This is a genomic window from Streptococcus mitis ATCC 6249 (assembly GCF_000146585.1).
Taxonomy (GTDB): Bacteria; Bacillota; Bacilli; order Lactobacillales; family Streptococcaceae; genus Streptococcus; species Streptococcus mitis_AZ.
On record NZ_GL397179.1, the window covers coordinates 85,457 to 102,779 of the forward strand.

General features: G+C 41.8%; 15 protein-coding genes. 8 read left to right on the forward strand and 7 right to left on the reverse strand.

What is annotated here, in order from left to right:
- The first annotated feature begins 7 nt into the window (after window positions 1–7).
- From HMPREF8571_RS02490 to HMPREF8571_RS02515, 6 genes are all read left to right on the forward strand, one after another.
- Complete coding sequence (locus tag HMPREF8571_RS02490; RefSeq protein WP_000621668.1) at window positions 8–832, forward strand: ABC transporter ATP-binding protein; 825 nt, start codon at window positions 8–10, stop codon at window positions 830–832.
- Window positions 825–1,523, forward strand: a complete 699-nt coding sequence (locus HMPREF8571_RS02495) for an ABC transporter permease (protein ID WP_000488850.1) — start codon at window positions 825–827, stop codon at window positions 1,521–1,523. Before HMPREF8571_RS02490 ends, HMPREF8571_RS02495 begins: the two co-directional genes overlap by 8 nt.
- 9 nt (window positions 1,524–1,532) lie before the next feature.
- A complete protein-coding gene (locus HMPREF8571_RS02500) occupies window positions 1,533–2,174 on the forward strand; it encodes a CPBP family intramembrane glutamic endopeptidase (protein ID WP_000698075.1) in 642 nt (213 codons plus the stop codon).
- Between the two features lie 17 nt (window positions 2,175–2,191).
- Window positions 2,192–2,410, forward strand: a complete 219-nt coding sequence (locus HMPREF8571_RS02505; RefSeq protein WP_000832176.1) for a hypothetical protein — start codon at window positions 2,192–2,194, stop codon at window positions 2,408–2,410.
- A gap of 151 nt (window positions 2,411–2,561) precedes the next feature.
- Window positions 2,562–4,325: an aspartate--tRNA ligase gene (gene aspS / locus HMPREF8571_RS02510; protein ID WP_000830862.1), complete on the forward strand. Its 1,764-nt coding sequence runs from the start codon at window positions 2,562–2,564 to the stop codon at window positions 4,323–4,325.
- Window positions 4,303–5,244 (forward strand): YitT family protein, encoded by a 942-nt coding sequence (locus HMPREF8571_RS02515; RefSeq protein WP_000806273.1) that lies wholly within the window; start codon window positions 4,303–4,305, stop codon window positions 5,242–5,244. The genes aspS and HMPREF8571_RS02515 overlap by 23 nt, the downstream gene beginning before the upstream one ends.
- A 30-nt stretch (window positions 5,245–5,274) precedes the next feature.
- Here HMPREF8571_RS02515 and HMPREF8571_RS02520 read toward each other — a convergent pair whose 3' ends face one another.
- From HMPREF8571_RS02520 to HMPREF8571_RS02540, 5 genes are all read right to left on the reverse strand, one after another.
- Window positions 5,275–6,261: a LacI family DNA-binding transcriptional regulator gene (locus HMPREF8571_RS02520; RefSeq protein ID WP_001145425.1), complete on the reverse strand. Its 987-nt coding sequence runs from the start codon at window positions 6,259–6,261 to the stop codon at window positions 5,275–5,277.
- A gap of 9 nt (window positions 6,262–6,270) precedes the next feature.
- The gene (locus HMPREF8571_RS02525) at window positions 6,271–7,071 is read right to left on the reverse strand and encodes a DUF1189 domain-containing protein (protein WP_000938263.1); all 801 of its coding nucleotides are present in this window, start codon (window positions 7,069–7,071) and stop codon (window positions 6,271–6,273) included.
- Window positions 7,072–7,251: 180 nt separating this feature from the next.
- Window positions 7,252–8,094: a sugar ABC transporter permease gene (locus tag HMPREF8571_RS02530; protein ID WP_001065655.1), complete on the reverse strand. Its 843-nt coding sequence runs from the start codon at window positions 8,092–8,094 to the stop codon at window positions 7,252–7,254.
- A gap of 1 nt (window position 8,095) precedes the next feature.
- Entirely contained in the window at window positions 8,096–9,388 is a 1,293-nt protein-coding gene (locus HMPREF8571_RS02535) for a carbohydrate ABC transporter permease (protein WP_000431414.1), read from the reverse strand.
- Window positions 9,389–9,516: 128 nt separating this feature from the next.
- The gene (locus HMPREF8571_RS02540) at window positions 9,517–10,788 is read right to left on the reverse strand and encodes an extracellular solute-binding protein (RefSeq protein WP_000095460.1); all 1,272 of its coding nucleotides are present in this window, start codon (window positions 10,786–10,788) and stop codon (window positions 9,517–9,519) included.
- 474 nt (window positions 10,789–11,262) lie between these two features.
- On the opposite strand from HMPREF8571_RS02540, the gene malQ reads away from it, so the two are divergent.
- Together malQ and glgP are read left to right on the forward strand one after the other, a co-directional pair.
- Window positions 11,263–12,780: a 4-alpha-glucanotransferase gene (gene malQ, locus HMPREF8571_RS02545; protein WP_000747319.1), complete on the forward strand. Its 1,518-nt coding sequence runs from the start codon at window positions 11,263–11,265 to the stop codon at window positions 12,778–12,780.
- Between the two features lie 24 nt (window positions 12,781–12,804).
- Entirely contained in the window at window positions 12,805–15,063 is a 2,259-nt protein-coding gene (gene glgP / locus HMPREF8571_RS02550) for a glycogen/starch/alpha-glucan family phosphorylase (RefSeq protein ID WP_000937166.1), read from the forward strand.
- Window positions 15,064–15,126: 63 nt separating this feature from the next.
- On the opposite strand, the gene HMPREF8571_RS02555 is transcribed toward glgP, so the two are convergent.
- Both HMPREF8571_RS02555 and tyrS read right to left on the reverse strand, forming a co-directional pair.
- Complete coding sequence (locus HMPREF8571_RS02555; RefSeq protein ID WP_001095538.1) at window positions 15,127–15,975, reverse strand: putative RNA methyltransferase; 849 nt, start codon at window positions 15,973–15,975, stop codon at window positions 15,127–15,129.
- A 54-nt stretch (window positions 15,976–16,029) separates the two neighbouring features.
- Complete coding sequence (gene tyrS / locus HMPREF8571_RS02560; RefSeq protein WP_000546897.1) at window positions 16,030–17,286, reverse strand: tyrosine--tRNA ligase; 1,257 nt, start codon at window positions 17,284–17,286, stop codon at window positions 16,030–16,032.
- Between the last annotated feature and the right edge of the window lie 37 nt (window positions 17,287–17,323).

Genomic DNA, 17,323 nt, shown 5'->3' on the forward strand with positions numbered 1-17,323 from the left:
AGTTCCTATGATTCGTGTTGAAAATGTAAGCAAAAGTTTTGGAGGCAAGAAAGCTCTGAATCATATTTCTTTTGAGATTCAAGAAGGTGAAATTTTTGGCTTCCTAGGACCTTCAGGTTCAGGTAAAACAACTATGATCAATGTTTTGACGGGTCAGTTAGCTGCAGATCAGGGTGAGACCGTTCTCCTAGGAAAGTCCTCTCGAAATTTAACTTCAAATGATTTGGAACAAATCGGGATTGTTAGTGATGGCAGTGGTTTTTATGAAAAAATGAGCCTCTATAAAAATCTGCTCATTTATGCAAAATTATATGGTCTTAAAGCTTCTAGAGTAGATACAGTACTTGATCAAGTTGGGTTATCAGATGCCAAAAACATTATCGCAGAAAAACTATCCACAGGTATGAAACAACGGATGTTCTTGGCCCGTGCTCTTCTAAATGCTCCCAAAATCCTCTTTCTAGATGAGCCAACAAGTGGTCTTGATCCTACCACCTCAAAATCGATTCATGCTCTCTTACAAGAATTGAAGCAGGCTGGGACAACTATCTTTTTAACAACCCACGATATGAATGAAGCAACCTTGCTTTGCGATCGCCTCTCTCTTTTAAATAAGGGGAACTTGATTGAGTATGGTAGCCCACAAGAGATTATCCAGAAATACCATGTGGATAAAAAGGTTCGGTTATGCTATCAAGATGGACGCGAACGAGTGGTCTCTTTTGAAGAAATACCTCATCTGGATACGAGTGATCTGATAGCTGTTCATTCTTGTGAACCGACTTTAGAAGAAATCTTTATTAGATTGACAGGAGAAAAGTTAGATGTTTAGAAAATTAAATGCCCTTCTTTGGTTAAGACTACAAGTTCTTATTAGCAACTCAACCTTACTAGCGACTTTATTAATGCCCTTTGGTATTGCTATCCTATATAATGAATTCTTAAACAAGAGTGGAGAACTGACTATGTTTCTCCTCTCTACGAGTTTGACGATGGTCTTGAGCATGGGAAGTGGTTATATGGTATCGATTATGATGGCTGAGGATAAGGAAAAACGCAATCTTAAATCACTCATTCTAAGTGGTGTGACAGCAACGGAGTATACTCTTAGTATGATGGCTCTTCCTCTTCTAGTGGTGCTTTTTTCGATGGTTGTTCTCCCTCTATATCTTAAAGTTGATTTGACAAACTACTTGCTTGCCTATAGTCTCTATCTGATTTTGGCAACTATCAGTATGATCTTTCTTAATATTTTTATCGGTGCAGTATCAGATACTCAGTCGAAGGCGCAAGTCTATAGCATTTTTCCTATGCTGATTTTTTCTTTCTTGCCCGTTCTTGCCATTCAAAATGCAACTGCTCAAAAACTGTTGGACTATTCTTTCATTGGTCCTTTGGTAAGTCTGTTAAAAGCAGGTGGTGGAGAGTTATCTTTGAGAAGTCTTGGTCTTTTGCTAGCATGGATTCTTTTACTAGGATTAGCTAGTCTCTTCGTATTGAAAAATAGTTATAAAGGAAAATAGGAGATCTTTATGAAAATACTTAAAAATCTTGGCTGGTTTCTTCTAGCTGTTCTATCTTTTTTCTTTGGCTATGGTCTGGTTCAGAGTATGGCTTTATCAGCTCTTGGACTAGGGGCTTCAATCTTTGGAGTCTTGCCACTTTATATTGCCCTATCAGGAGCCTATGTTTATGGAGTTTACAGATGGTATCAGACAGAAAAGGTTAGCATCCAGACGACTGCTTTTAATCGTTATATCTGGTTGCCTACCCTGGTTTTGCTAGTGGCGATTACAGCCCAGTTCTTTTTACCAGACGATCCGTCGGTCAATCAACAAATCGTATCTCAACTGACAGTGGCTCAGCCTGTCTTTGGTTTCTTTATGGTGGTAGTCTTTGCTCCTCTGACGGAAGAACTCATCTTTAGAGGGATGGTGGCGCGCTATCTCTTTCCTAAGCAGGACAATAGCAAACAGACAGCTCTATTTCTCCTAGTATCAAGTGTGCTTTTTGCCTTGATTCATTTTCCAGGGACTTTGCAACAGTTTTTAGTTTATGCTAGTCTGGGATTGAGTTTGGGACTGGCTTATGTAAGCCGAAAAGGTCTTCTTTACAGCATTTCTCTCCACGCTTTGAATAATTTAATCGGCTTTTTGATGATACTCATGCTATAATAGAGTCAGGAGGTCACATGAAACGAGTAATTTTATTAGCAGTGATACAGGCAGTCGTTCTCTTCTTTATCATCGGGGCACTTGCCTATGCCTTTAAAGGCGATTTCTTTTACAACTATCTAGCAGTTGTCTTTGCGCCTATTGCAGGTGTCTTGCGTTTTGCTTCGGCTTATGCGACGGAGATTGTTCTACCTAAAAAGGCAGCTGAAATTGCTGAAAAGCGTAAAAAAGGTTAAGAATCATAATCAGAGAATCCGATGACGTTTTCATCGGATTTTTTGTCTGTTTGTTTTGATTCCTAAAGACAATCAAACTTTTCTGCTGATTTTCATGAAGAGCCTGCGCTTTTATGGTAAAATAGTAACAGAATAAAAGAGGAGAGAAAACATGAAACGTAGTATGTATGCTGGTCGTGTTCGTGAGGAACACATCGGACAAGAAATCACCTTGAAAGGATGGGTTGCCCGTCGTCGTGACTTGGGCGGTTTGATCTTTATCGATCTTCGTGACCGTGAAGGAATCATGCAGTTGGTTATCAACCCTGAAAAAGTATCTGCAGAGGTCATGGCAACAGCTGAAAGTCTTCGCAGTGAGTTTGTCATCGAGGTGACTGGGCAAGTCGCTGCGCGTGAGCAAGCCAATGATAAATTGCCAACGGGTGCAGTTGAGTTGGACGTGACAGCTCTTACAGTGCTGAATACAGCTAAAACAACACCATTTGAGATTAAAGACGGGATTGAGGCAAACGATGATACACGTTTGCGTTATCGTTACCTTGACCTTCGTCGTCCAGAGATGTTGGAAAATCTTAAACTTCGTGCTAAGGTGACCCATTCTATCCGCAACTACTTGGATGAGTTAGAGTTCATCGATGTGGAAACACCCTTCCTTTCTAAGTCAACACCAGAAGGAGCGCGTGACTATTTGGTGCCATCTCGTGTCAATAAAGGACATTTCTACGCCCTTCCTCAAAGTCCGCAGATTACAAAACAGCTCTTGATGAATGCTGGTTTTGACCGTTACTATCAAATCGTTAAATGTTTCCGTGATGAGGACTTACGTGGAGACCGTCAGCCTGAGTTTACCCAGGTCGACTTGGAAACTTCCTTCCTTACGGAGCAAGAAATCCAAGACATCACAGAAGGCTTGATTGCGCGCGTGATGAGGGAAACAAAAGGAATTGAAGTAACCCTTCCATTCCCTCGTATGAAGTATGACGATGCTATGGCCCTTTATGGTTCTGACAAACCAGATACGCGTTTTGACATGTTGCTTCAGGATTTGACAGCAGTGGTTAAGGATGTGGACTTCAAGGTCTTTTCAGAAGCTCCTGCAGTTAAAGCCATTGTAGTCAAAGGAGCTGCGGACAACTATTCACGTAAAGACATCGACAAGATGACCGAAGTAGCCAAGCAGTACGGTGCCAAAGGTCTTGCTTGGGTCAAGGTTGTGGATGGAGAATTGAACGGACCAGTTGCTAAGTTCTTGACGGGCATTCAAGCAGAGTTGACAAATGCCCTTGGTTTAGAAGACAAGGATTTGGTTCTCTTTGTGGCGGATACACTTGAAGTGGCGAATGCAACCCTTGGTGCCCTTCGTGGTCGTATTGCTAAAGAGCTCGGCTTGATTGACAGCGACAAATTTAACTTCCTCTGGGTTGTTGACTGGCCGATGTTTGAATGGTCTGAAGAAGAAGGTCGTTACATGAGCGCCCACCATCCATTCACCCTTCCACAGGAAGAGACAGCTCACGAACTAGAAGGTGATTTGGCTAAGGTTCGTGCCATTGCTTACGATATCGTCTTGAACGGTTACGAGCTGGGTGGTGGTAGCCTTCGTATCAACCAAAAAGACCTTCAAGAACGCATGTTCCAGGCTCTTGGTTTCTCAGCCGAAGAAGCAAATGACCAGTTTGGTTTCCTATTGGAAGCCATGGACTATGGATTCCCACCACACGGTGGCTTGGCTATCGGGCTTGACCGATTTGTCATGCTCTTAGCAGGCGAAGAAAATATCCGTGAAGTCATTGCCTTTCCTAAGAACAATAAGGCAACCGACCCAATGACACAAGCGCCATCAACAGTCGCTCTCAAACAACTAGAGGAACTCAGCTTACAAGTAGAAGAAGATGAAACAAGCGAAACAAATTAAGCGGTGGCGCTATTATCTGCGCCGCTTTGCTTATCAGATAAAGATGTTACGAGTCTTGCAGGGCATCTCTAAGGAAAAATATGATGAGAAGATTTCTGCTTCTCTGGTATACGGTTTTCTATCAGCAGTTGCTGTCAATTTCTTTTTCCAACCAGGGCATGTTTATTCGAGTGGTGCGACAGGTTTGGCGCAAATCATCTCCAGTTTGAGTACTCATTGGTTTGGTCTCCAACTACCCGTATCTGCAACCTTTTATGCCATTAATATCCCACTGATGATTTTGGCTTGGTATCAGATTGGACATAAATTTACAGTTTTTACCTTTATCACGGTATCCATGAGTTCTCTTTTTATCCAGTTTGTGCCCGTTGTGACGCTGACAGAGGATCCCATTATCAATGCTCTCTTTGGAGGTGTTGTCATGGGCTTGGGAATCGGCTTTGCTTTGCGCAATAGTATTTCCAGTGGAGGTACAGATATTGTCAGCCTGACCATTCGCAAGAAAACGGGGAAAAATGTCGGTAGTATTTCCTTCTTGGTCAATGGAACTATCATGTTGATTGCTGGGTTGACCTTTGGTTGGAAATACGCCCTCTACTCCATGATTACCATTTTTGTATCCAGTCGTGTGACAGATGCGGTCTTCACCAAGCAAAAACGGATGCAAGCCATGATTGTGACCAGTAACCCTGACAAGGTAATCGAAAAAATCCATAAAAAATTGCACCGAGGCGCTACCATGATCCACGATGCAGAAGGAACCTATAATCATGAGAGAAAAGCAGTCTTGATTACCGTTATCACACGAGCAGAGTTTAATGATTTTAAACACATTATGAAACAAGTCGATCCGACAGCCTTCGTCTCTGTATCCGAAAATGTCCACATCCTAGGACGATTTGTAGAAACAGATAATTAGATATGAAAAAACCAGCTCTGGAGCTGGTTTTTATTTTTCGATAATTTTGTGGGCAATCAACTGCCGGTAACAAATCTGTCTATTATTTTTCGCGTCATTGATAATCTGCAAAATCGTTTCAAATGATGTTCGTCCAAGTTCAAGACTATTGATGTCAACATAGGCTACTAGATCGAGTCGAGGATTGACAGAGTCAAAACTCAAGACGGGAACAGTTAACTGATGCTTACTGATGTAGTCGCAAACTCCTTCAGCTAGAAGGCTGTCGGTTGTGATGATGGCATCAATCTGCGGATCGTGTTTGAAGAGGCGCTTACTAAATTGATACCCCTTTTCTTCTAGAAATTCATTTGCAAAGTAGGTCAGGTTCGTATCAATTGAAAGTTGGTGTTGTTTGAGTGCCAATTCGTAACCTTTTAGACGATCTTGTGTAACGAAAAGTTTCTTGGTTCCTCCGATAAAGGCAATTCGTCTGCATCCCTTTTTGATGAAATACTCTGTTGCATCAAAACCGGCTTGGACATTATCATTGTCGACAAGTGGGATAAAGGGTGAGAGGGATTTTCCGAGGATGAGGAAAGGAAACTGTTCTTCCGCTACGAGCTTCACCAGTGGATCTTCCTCTTGAGCGTAGAGGAAGATCAGGCCATCAACACGTTTCCCATAGACCATTTGTGAGATAGCTTTGAGACGTTCCTTCTCATCTTTACCAGTTGCGATCTGGATAGCATAGTGGTTTTCAGACGCGACTTGGGCGATTCCTCGTAGGACAGATGGGAAGAAAGGATTTTGGTAGAAGGCATCCGAGTCGTCAGGCAATACCAAACCGATAACTTGAGTATAGCTGCTAACGAGGCTACGAGCATTAAGATTGGGATGGTAGTTGAGTTCCTTCATAGCCTTGCGAACTCGTTTTTTGGTTTCATCACTAATTGTTGATTTGTTTTGAATAACGCGGGTTACAGTTGAAGGTGAGACACCTGCAGCCTTGGCCACATCTTTAATCGTAACGGGCATAAAAATCTCCTATTTATGATAATCTGGATCGCGGTAATGTGTTTTATAAAAGATGGTGACCAGATAAAGAACAAAAAGAATGTTTTGTACAGTGATAAGGGTTGTCATATTTTGGCCAAAAAGTCCCAAAATAAGTGTAATCAAAGTTGGTAATCCTAAACAGTTCAAGATAAAATGGTAGCACTCTTTAAAGGTCCTAAATGAAAAGAGGCGTGATTTTTTGGTGATATAAAGGAGAAGACTAGCTCCAAGAGAGACAATGAAGAAATTCAATCCAAAGAGGAAGCTAGCACCAAGGACGAGAAAGAGACTGATATAGACACGGTTCTGTTGGTACCAGTCTTTAGAAATAGCCTGGGTTAAAGCTTCCTTACTCTGGAAACTCTCCGTTTGAATGGCGTGGTAGCGAATGCGAGTCAGTTCCTTGCTTTCCTTGCTGATGATGAGTTCTTCCGTATCAAAATGAAGTTGTAAGTCCTTTGGCAATTCCTTACTTGGACTTGAACCAATCAGAAGAGAAGGCTGCTGATTTTTAGTACCTGAGTAGTTCAGCCTTCCATCTACTATCTGCGCATTCTCCGACAAATCCCTGATCGCTTCATCTGTCAGTGGTGTGTAGACATTATCGATAAAGGTATCCAGTGGATACGTTTCCTGTGAGCTATTTTGAATGGCAATTGGAACCATAGACAAGCTAATGAGGAAAATGCTGGTAAAGAGAAGCTGAAACCAGTTAAGTCCGAAACGTTTTGACAGGGGCTTACGAAATCCCCAGATACTAGTAAAATACGAGAATGGATATGGAAGCATAGGCATCTTTCTAAAAGTGTTTTCTATATGAGTATTATTATATAGAGAAATGTACTTTATTTCAAGTCTAGTAGATAAATTGCTTATTGAAAAGCTGATTTTGCTACTATTTGCGGTCTTGTGTCTAATCTTTTAACTTTAGAAACAAGATCTAAAATGAAAAAGGGTGGCGGGGATAAATTATCCCTTGTCGCCACCACTTGTAAGTCCTGAAACAAAGTTCTTTTGTAGGAAGAAGAAGAGAATACAGATTGGAAGGGCGATGAGGATAGCACCTGCTGAGAAGTAGGCAATCTTCATATTTTTCACGTTGTTAACGAAGGTTTGGAGACCAACGGCAACAGTAAAGTATTCTTTCTCACGAAGCAAGAAACTAGAGAGGATATAGTCCCCGAAAGGTCCCATGAATGCCCAGAGAGCTTGAACAGCGATCATTGGGCGAACAAGTGGGAGAACAATTTGCCAGAAGCGGCGGAAGTGTCCTGCACCATCTAGTTTTGCAGATTCGTCTAGAGACATTGGTACTGTGTCGAAGTAGCCTTTCATCAACCAAGCGTTCATCGGGATACCTCCACCAACGTAGAGGAAGATGAGGAACCAGCTTTGGTTAAGGGCGTTCAACATAAGTGCCATAACGAAGAAGGCTGTCAAGGCTGCCATAGTTGGCACCATTTGGATAATCAAGAAGAAGACCAAACTTTGTTTACGAGCCAAGAAGTTGTAACGGCTGTAGGCATAACCAGCAAGTACGATGATACTTGTTTGAACAGCCATTGTAATCAAGGCGATAATCAAAGTGTTGAGGTACCAAGTGCCGTACAAGGTTTCAGTGAAGAGCCCTTGGAAGTTGGCAAAGCTAAAGTCGACGTTAGCATCTAGTTTAAAAGCTACGACGTTACCAGTCTTGAAGGCTGACATAATGGTAATCAAAAGTGGATAGATAATCACGATTGAAAGACCAATCAAGTAGAGGTAAGTGAGGGTTTGAGTCAGTCTACGTTTGAGTTTGATTGAGTTATTCATCTTAGACGTCCTCCATATCAAATGCGTGTAGTTTCTTGAATGCGATCATAGAGATAGAGATGACAATGATAGAGATGATCAAGGTAACAGCTGCCGCCATAGAGTATTGAGGAGATGTACCTGTTGTCAAACGATAAATCCATGAAATCAAGATATCAGTTGAACCGGCTCCACCACCAACGCTACCAGGACCTCCGCCGTTGAAGAGGTACATGATAGAGAAGTTGTTAAAGTTGAAGGTGTATTGGCTGATCAATGTTGGTGCTGCAACAGCCAAAATCATAGGGAAAGTGATGTTGCGGAATTTTTGCCAAGCATTGGCACCATCGATATAAGCCGCTTCGTAGAGGTCGTTAGGAATCGACTGCAAGATACCCAAAGTCAAAACGTAGATGTATGGGAATCCTAGCCAACCTTGCATCATAATCAAGGCAATCTTCGTCCAAGTTGGGTCTGTTTTCCAAGGGATAAGAGCACCGTCAAGGAAAGGAAGAACCTTAGCCAAGATAGGCAAGACTTGAGTGTTGATCGCTCCGACACTATCGTTAAACATGTTTGAGAATGTCAAGATAGTGATGAAGGCTGGAACAGCCCAAGGAAGAAGGAAAATAACACCAAAGATACGTTTTCCTTTGATAAATGGTTGGTTAGCAATGATAGCGGTGAAGATACCAATCACAATCTGCAAAGTAGAAGCAGACAAGGCCCAGATGATGGTCCAAGAAAGAACCGCACCGAAGGCTGAACGGAAGGTACTTAAGCTCCAGATGTTTGTAAAGTTAGTCAAACCAACCCAGTCCAACAATTTGTTTGGTGGCAAGTGTTGGAAGTCATAGTTGGTAAAGGCGATCATCAAGGTTACGATAACTGGGAAGATAATCGCAAATGTCATAGCGACGTAAGATGGGATAATCAAAAGGTAAGGGAAACCATTCTCATAAATACCTTTGATCATATCTTTAAAAGTACGTGGGACAGGAATTCCATTGTTAATACGTTTTGCGATTGTATGTGCATCTTTAATATTTGAGAAATAAAAGAGCACATAAACGACTACAAAGATTAAATGGAAGGCACCACGAATCAGCATAAAGAGGGAATTATCACGACCTGGCTTGTCACCAAGAGTGATCAAATTGTGCAATTCCGGCGCAGCAAGTGCTAGGAAATAAAGAACAAATACGATAGTTACACCAAGGAAGATAAAACCTTTGGCCTTTTGTTTATTGTAAATCTGTCCTAACCCAGGAATCACTGAAAGCAAGGCTGCTTTGCTAGGTTGTTGGTTTTCCATGAATACTCCTTTCATAGGATACGAGATTGAAGTTTGTCTCCAATCACTAGATAGGCAACTGCAATCATTCGTAAATTTATAAAATCAAAGGGGGATTTGTATTCTCCCCCCCCTTGTAACGAATTCAATTATTCACCAAATTTTTGTTTGATTGTTTCTTTGATCAATGTTACAGCATCGTTAGCAGCTGTCTTAGCATCTTTTTTACCACTTACAGCGTCAAAGAGCATTGTTTTAGCTGGATCCCAAACTGCTGACATTTGAGAAATGTTTGGCATTGGTTGAGCGTTCTTGAACTGTTTGATAACAGCTGTTGTCAACTCATCGTTTTTACCTTCAGCGTATGAACGAGCTTCAGTGTTAGCTGGGATTTCGTTAGTTGCATCGTAGAATGCTTTTTGTTGTTCAGTTGAAACAAGGAAGTCTACAAATTTTTGTGCAGCTTCAAGGTTCTTAGTGCTTGATGGGATGATCCAAGCTTTACCACCACCGAATGGTGTGTAGTCTTTACCATTTGGAAGAGTTGGAATAGTAGCAACACCGTAGTTTACTTTAGCATCTTTGAATGCTTGAGCTTTCCAAGGACCGTCGATGATAGCAGCCGTTTTACCTTCTTGGAATTGAGTTTGGATCAAGTTTGCAGCACCTTCAGTATCTTGCATACCTTTAGGCCATTTTTCATACCAAGATTTAGCGTAGTTGATACCTGTGATAGAACCGTCGTTTGCAAGACCAATGTCTTTAGCGTCTTTACCGTTTTGTCCGAATACGTAACCACCGTTACCAGCAAGTAGTCCGTATGCGTAGTAGAAGTTTGTCCAGTCAGCTAGGAATGCAGTAGTTTTGCCATCTTCACCAGCGAAAGCGTATTTGCTGTCTTTAGCAAGTTCTTCTAATTCAGCAAATGTTTTAGGAGCTTCTTTAAGCAAGTCTTTGTTGTAGTACATAACAAGTGACTCAATAACGGCAGGAGCACCGTAAACTTTACCGTCAGCAGCTGTTACAAGAGATTTAGTCTTATCATCTGTTTTAGCGCCGTCGCTCAAAGTAACTTCTGAAAGTTGTCCGTCAGTACCAAGGCTACCTACGCGGTCGTATGGTGCCATCATAACGTCAGCAGCTTGACCTGATTGGTTGTCAAGAGAAAGTTTGTCAAGTCCACCAAGTTGGTCACCTGATTTGATGTTAACTTTTGTACCTGATTCTTTTTCATAAGCTGCAGCAACTTTTTCAGCGTAGGCTTTGTATTGGTCTTCAACGTAGAAAGTGATTTCTTTAGCTTCAGATGAGCTTGTATCAGCTGCTTTATCAGCAGTTTTGCTTCCGCAAGCTACCAAAAGTAAGCTAGCAAGAGTAGCAGTTCCGAGCACAGCAGCGCTCTTCATGAATTTAGATGACATAGTGTATTCCTCCTAAAGAATAACAGTATAATTTATTTAGAAAACGCAAACGTTTTCTTTTATGAGCCTAGTATAGCACAAATAGAAAACGGTTGCAAGCTTTTTTAAAAAGTTTTTAAAAAAAATTTTAAGGTTTCAAACATTTGTTAAAGTCTTTATATAGGAAAGAACTTAAAATGTTTGTTTTTCTTGAATGGAAAATATATTAGGGAAACGATTGCGTAAATTCGGCTCAGTTTTTCAGAAAATAGAGCAGATATTTGGAATGAATTATCTTAAATCAGAAAATCTTTAAAATTTTTTTCGCTCATTTCATAAAATATCAGTGGGAATAAGTTTTGTTTGATTAAAATAATTCAAAAAAATTTTTTAAAAACGCTTGCATTTGTGTTTGAAATACGCTATACTTAATTTAACGCAAACGTTTGCGCCTTGATTGCGCAACGTTTTATAACAAACACATGAGGTGCTATTATGAAAAAACGTCAAAGTGGTGTGTTGATGCACATCTCTTCTCTGCCAGGAGCATACGGGATTGGATCATTTGGCCAAACTGCCTATGATTTCGTCGATTTCTTGGTTCGTACGAAGCAACGTTACTGGCAAATTCTCCCTCTTGGGACAACAAGCTATGGAGATTCTCCATACCAATCATTCTCGGCCTTTGCTGGAAATACGCATTTTATCGACCTTGATATCTTAGTAGAGCAAGGCTTGCTCGAAGCCAGTGATCTTAAAGGTGTTGACTTTGGTAGCGATGCATCTGAAGTTGACTATGCGAAGATTTATTATGCACGTCGTCCGCTTTTAGAAAAAGCAGTTAAACGCTTCTTGGAAGTGGGTGATGTCAAAGATTTTGAGAAGTTTGCTCAAGATAACCAATCATGGCTTGAACTCTTCGCTGAGTATATGGCAATCAAAGAGCATTTTGACAATCTTGCTTGGACAGAATGGCCAGACGCAGATGCTCGTGCTCGTAAAGCTTCAGCACTTGAAAGCTACCGTGAGAAATTGGCAGACAAGTTGGTTTACCACCGTGTGACTCAATACTTCTTCTTCCAACAATGGTTGAAATTGAAAGCCTACGCTAACGATAACCACATCGAAATCGTTGGAGACATGCCAATCTATGTTGCGGAAGATTCAAGCGACATGTGGGCAAATCCACATCTCTTCAAGACAGATGCCAATGGTAAAGCAACCTGCATCGCAGGATGCCCACCAGATGAGTTTTCTGCCACTGGTCAGCTTTGGGGGAACCCAATCTATGACTGGGAAGCAATGGACAAAGACGGTTACAAATGGTGGGTTGAACGCTTGCGTGAAAGCTTCAAGATCTACGATATCGTTCGTATCGACCACTTCCGCGGTTTCGAATCTTACTGGGAAATTCCTGCTGGTTCCGATACAGCAGCACCTGGTAAATGGGTGAAAGGTCCAGGGTACAAACTCTTCGCAGCCGTTAAGGAAGAGCTTGGTGAGCTAAACATCATCGCAGAAGACCTTGGTTTCATGACAGATGAAGTCATCGAGTTGCGTGAACGCACTGGCTTCCCAGGAATGAAGATTCTTCAATTCGCCTTCAACCCAGAAGACGAAAGTATCGATAGCCCACACTTGGCACCTGCCAACTCTGTTATGTACACAGGAACACATGATAACAACACTGTTCTTGGTTGGTACCGTAATGAAATCGACGATCCAACTCGTGAATACATGGCTCGTTACACGAACCGTAAAGAGTACGAAACAGTGCCACACGCAATGCTTCGCACAGTCTTTTCATCTGTTAGCTTCATGGCTATTGCAACTATGCAAGACTTGCTAGAACTAGATGAGTCAGCTCGTATGAACTTCCCATCTACTCTTGGCGGAAACTGGTCATGGCGTATGACAGCAGACCAACTCACACCAGCTGTTGAAGAAACTTTGCTTGACTTGACTACAATTTATCGCCGAATCAATGAAAATTTGGTAGAATTAAAGAAATAAGACAATATCAGGAGACACATAAACATGTTACCATTAAACGAATTTGTACAAAAGCGTTACAATAAAACCATTGCAGAATGTAGCAATGAAGAGCTTTACCTTGCTCTTCTCAACTACAGCAAGCTTGCTAGCAGCCAAAAACCAGTTAACACTGGTAAGAAAAAAGTTTACTACATATCAGCTGAGTTCTTGATCGGTAAACTCTTGTCAAACAACTTGATTAACCTTGGTCTTTATGACGATGTGAAAAAAGAACTTGCTGCTGCAGGTAAAGAATTGATCGAAATCGAAGAAGTAGAATTGGAACCATCACTTGGTAACGGTGGTTTGGGACGTTTGGCAGCCTGTTTTATCGACTCAATCGCTACACTTGGTTTGAATGGTGACGGTGTTGGTTTGAACTACCACTTCGGTCTTTTCCAACAAGTTCTTAAAAACAACCAACAAGAAACAATTCCTAACGCTTGGTTGACAGAGCAAAACTGGTTGGTACGCTCAAGCCGTAGCTACCAAGTGCCATTTGCACACTTCACATTGACATCTACTCTTTACGATATCGATGTACCTGGTTACAAGACAGCTACTAAAAACCGTTTGCGTTTGTTTGACTTGGATTCAGTTGATTCTTCTATTATCGAAGAGGGAATCGAATTTGACAAGACAGATATCGCTCGCAACTTGACTCTTTTCCTTTACCCAGACGATAGCGATAAACAAGGTGAATTGCTCCGTATCTTCCAACAATACTTCATGGTTTCAAACGGTGCGCAATTAATCATTGACGAAGCAATCGAAAAAGGAAGCAACTTGCACGACCTTGCGGACTACGCTGTTGTACAAATCAACGATACTCACCCATCAATGGTGATCCCTGAATTGATCCGTCTCTTGACTGCGCGTGGTATCGAACTTGATGAAGCAATCTCAATCGTACGTAGCATGACTGCCTACACTAACCACACAATCCTTGCTGAAGCCCTTGAAAAATGGCCTCTTGAATTCTTGCAAGAAGTGGTTCCTCACTTGGTACCAATCATCGAAGAATTGGACCGCCGTGTGAAGGCAGAATACAAAGATCCAGCTGTTCAAATCATCGATGAGAGTGGACGTGTTCACATGGCTCACATGGATATCCACTACGGATACAGTGTAAACGGGGTTGCAGCTCTTCACACTGAAATCTTGAAGAACTCAGAGTTGAAAGCTTTCTACGACATCTACCCAGAAAAATTCAACAACAAAACAAACGGTATCACATTCCGTCGTTGGCTCATGCATGCTAACCCAAGCTTGTCTCACTACTTGGATGAGATTCTTGGACATGGTTGGCACCATGAAGCAGATGAGCTTGAAAAACTCTTGTCATACGAAGACAAGGCTGCTGTTAAAGAAAAATTGGAAAGCATCAAGGCTCACAACAAACGTAAATTGGCTCGTCACTTGAAAGAACACCAAGGTGTGGAAATCAATACAAACTCTATCTTTGATATCCAAATCAAACGTCTTCACGAGTACAAACGCCAACAAATGAACGCTTTGTATGTCATCCACAAATACCTTGATATCAAGGCTGGTAACATCCCTGCTCGTCCAATCACAGTCTTCTTTGGTGGTAAAGCAGCTCCTGCCTACACAATTGCCCAAGACATCATTCACTTGATTCTTTGCTTGTCAGAAGTGATTGCTAACGACCCAGCTGTAGCTCCACACTTGCAAGTCGTAATGGTTGAAAACTACAACGTTACTGCAGCAAGCTTCCTCATCCCAGCATGTGACATCTCAGAACAAATCTCACTTGCTTCTAAAGAAGCTTCAGGTACTGGTAACATGAAATTCATGTTGAACGGAGCTTTGACTCTTGGTACTATGGACGGAGCTAACGTGGAAATCGCTGAATTGGTTGGCGACGAAAACATCTACATCTTCGGTGAAGATTCAGAAACTGTTATCGACCTTTACGCAAAAGCAGCTTACAAATCAAGCGAATTCTACGCTCGTGAAGCTATCAAACCATTGGTTGACTTCATCGTAAGCGATGCTGTTCTTGCAGTAGGTAAGAAAGAACGCTTGGAACGTCTTTACAACGAATTGATCAACAAAGACTGGTTCATGACTCTCCTTGACTTGGAAGACTACATCAAGGTCAAAGAGCAAATGCTTACTGACTACGAAGACCGTGACGCATGGTTGGATAAAGTCATCGTTAACATTGCCAAAGCAGGATTCTTCTCATCTGACCGTACAATCGCTCAGTACAATGAAGATATCTGGCATTTGAACTAATAATTACATAATTTAAACCCGTACCTTGAAGGTGCGGGTTTTTGTCTTATCTGAAAGTTTTAATTACTCCGCTTTCCCAACTAAAATCTCTGCTTCGATGGTAATCTCAGTCAACTGACTCCAATCAATCTTGGTATGGTCAACGTGAAAGAGTAAGGGCGTCATGGCAAGTAAAGCTTGGCGTTGCTCTGCTGTGATGGGTTTGGTTAGGGAAGCTATTTGGCTAGATTGGATGCTGAAATGTTCCTGGAAATGTTCTTTGATATCTTGATTAGAATAGTCCTTCTTTGTCAGCTGGTCCTGCACCATTTGACGGATTTCTTTGAGGTGATTTTCAGTTGGGATGACCTTGATTAAAATACCGTCTTTGGATAAAACGCGGCGAAATTCACTATAGTTGGCAGGGGAAAAGATATCGAGCAGGATATCCATGCTAGCATCTTTTATAGGAAGACGAGCCAGGTCACCGACAAACCAGTTGACCGCCCAGTTGGGTTCGCTCTTGGCAGCGATTTGAACGGAATCTTTGGAAATATCAAAGGCATAGAAGGTCTTGTCAGGATGACTTTCTTGGAGTTTACGAGAATAAAATCCTTCGCCACAGCCGATATCCAAGACTTTTTTTGCGGATGGTTTAGTGGCTAGTATGCCCGAGATGCCTTCTAAAATATCCTGATAAAACCCAGCTTCTAGGATTTCTTGGCGGTTTTGAAAGTTTTCCTTGTCGTAGTTGGCAGATTGCTTGATTTGAGGAGCCAGATTGACATAGCCGAATTTTGCTAAGTCAAAAGAATGGCGATTGCTACACTTGAGACTAGTTTCGACCAAGGTCAGTTTTTCTTGGCAGATAGGACAGGCAAAGGAGTTAGCAGTAGCAAAGCGCTGGAGTTTGGGTTTGAGGTTTGTATTCATAGTTTTAGTCTAGCAAAAAAAGGACTGGATGGCAAATGCCTCCAGCCTGCTTTTTTAATATGTAAGAACGAAGTATTTTTTCTTCCCGCGGCGGATAACAGTTAGTTCGTTTTCTAACTTATCTGCGTCACTCAAGACATAGTCAAGGTCTTGGATACGTTCGCCGTTGACGTAAATAGCTCCGTTTTGGACATCTTCACGTGCTTGGCGTTTTGAATTCACCACACCAGATGACACGAGCAGTTCCACGATATTGTGGTTTTCGTCTGCTTGTACTTGGTAGTTTGGCACGCCACGGAGTCCTTGTTTGAGTTCTTTAACAGAAAGGTTTTTGATATTTCCTGCAAAGAGTTGCTCTGTGATATTGAGGGCTTCCTTGTAAGCTTCTTCACCGTGAACAAGTGTCACGACTTCACGAGCCAAGACTTTTTGAGCCAAGCGTTCATGTGGCGCCGCTTCAAACTGTTTGCGGATCTCTTCAATCTCATCCAGTGACAAGAAGGTAAAGATCTTCAAGAAGCGAACAGCGTCAGCGTCCATGACGTTCATCCAGAATTGGTACATTTCGTATGGGGAAGTCTTTTCAGGATTAAGCCAGACTGCGTTTCCTTCTGATTTACCAAATTTCTTACCAGTTGCGTCTGTGATGAGTGGAACAGTGATAACGTGACCAGTCTTGTCAGCCTTACGACGAAGCAATTCGGTACCAGCAGTCATATTTCCCCATTGGTCAGAACCACCGATTTGAAGGGTTACATTGTGGTCTTGATTTAGGACATAGAAGTCGTATCCTTGCATGATTTGGTAGGCAAACTCAGTGTAAGAAATCCCTGTTTCGATCCGTTTCTTCACAGACTCCTTACTCATCATGTAGTTGACAGTGAAGTATTTTCCGATATCACGGAGGAAGTCAATGAAGCTGATGCTGCCAAACCAGTCGTAGTTGTTGACCATGACAGCTTTATTTTCACCATTTTCAAAGTCAAGAAAACGAGAAAGTTGTCCTTGGATAGACTTGACCCAGCCATCTACTGTGTCTTTTGTTTGGAGACTACGCTCAGCATCTTTGAAGGACGGATCTCCGATGAGACCTGTAGCACCGCCAACGAGCGCATAAGGTTTGTGACCTGCTAATTGCAAACGACGACTTGTCAAGATTGCGACAAGGTGACCTAGGTGAAGGCTGTCAGCAGTTGGATCGTAGCCAGTATAATAAGAAACTTGACCTTCTTCTAGGGCTTTACGCAAAGCTTCTTCATCAGTCGTTTGAAAAATCAAACCACGCTCTTTTAGCTCATCAAAAATGTGCATATGTCTTTTCTCCTTTATAAAATATTGTTTCTACCTA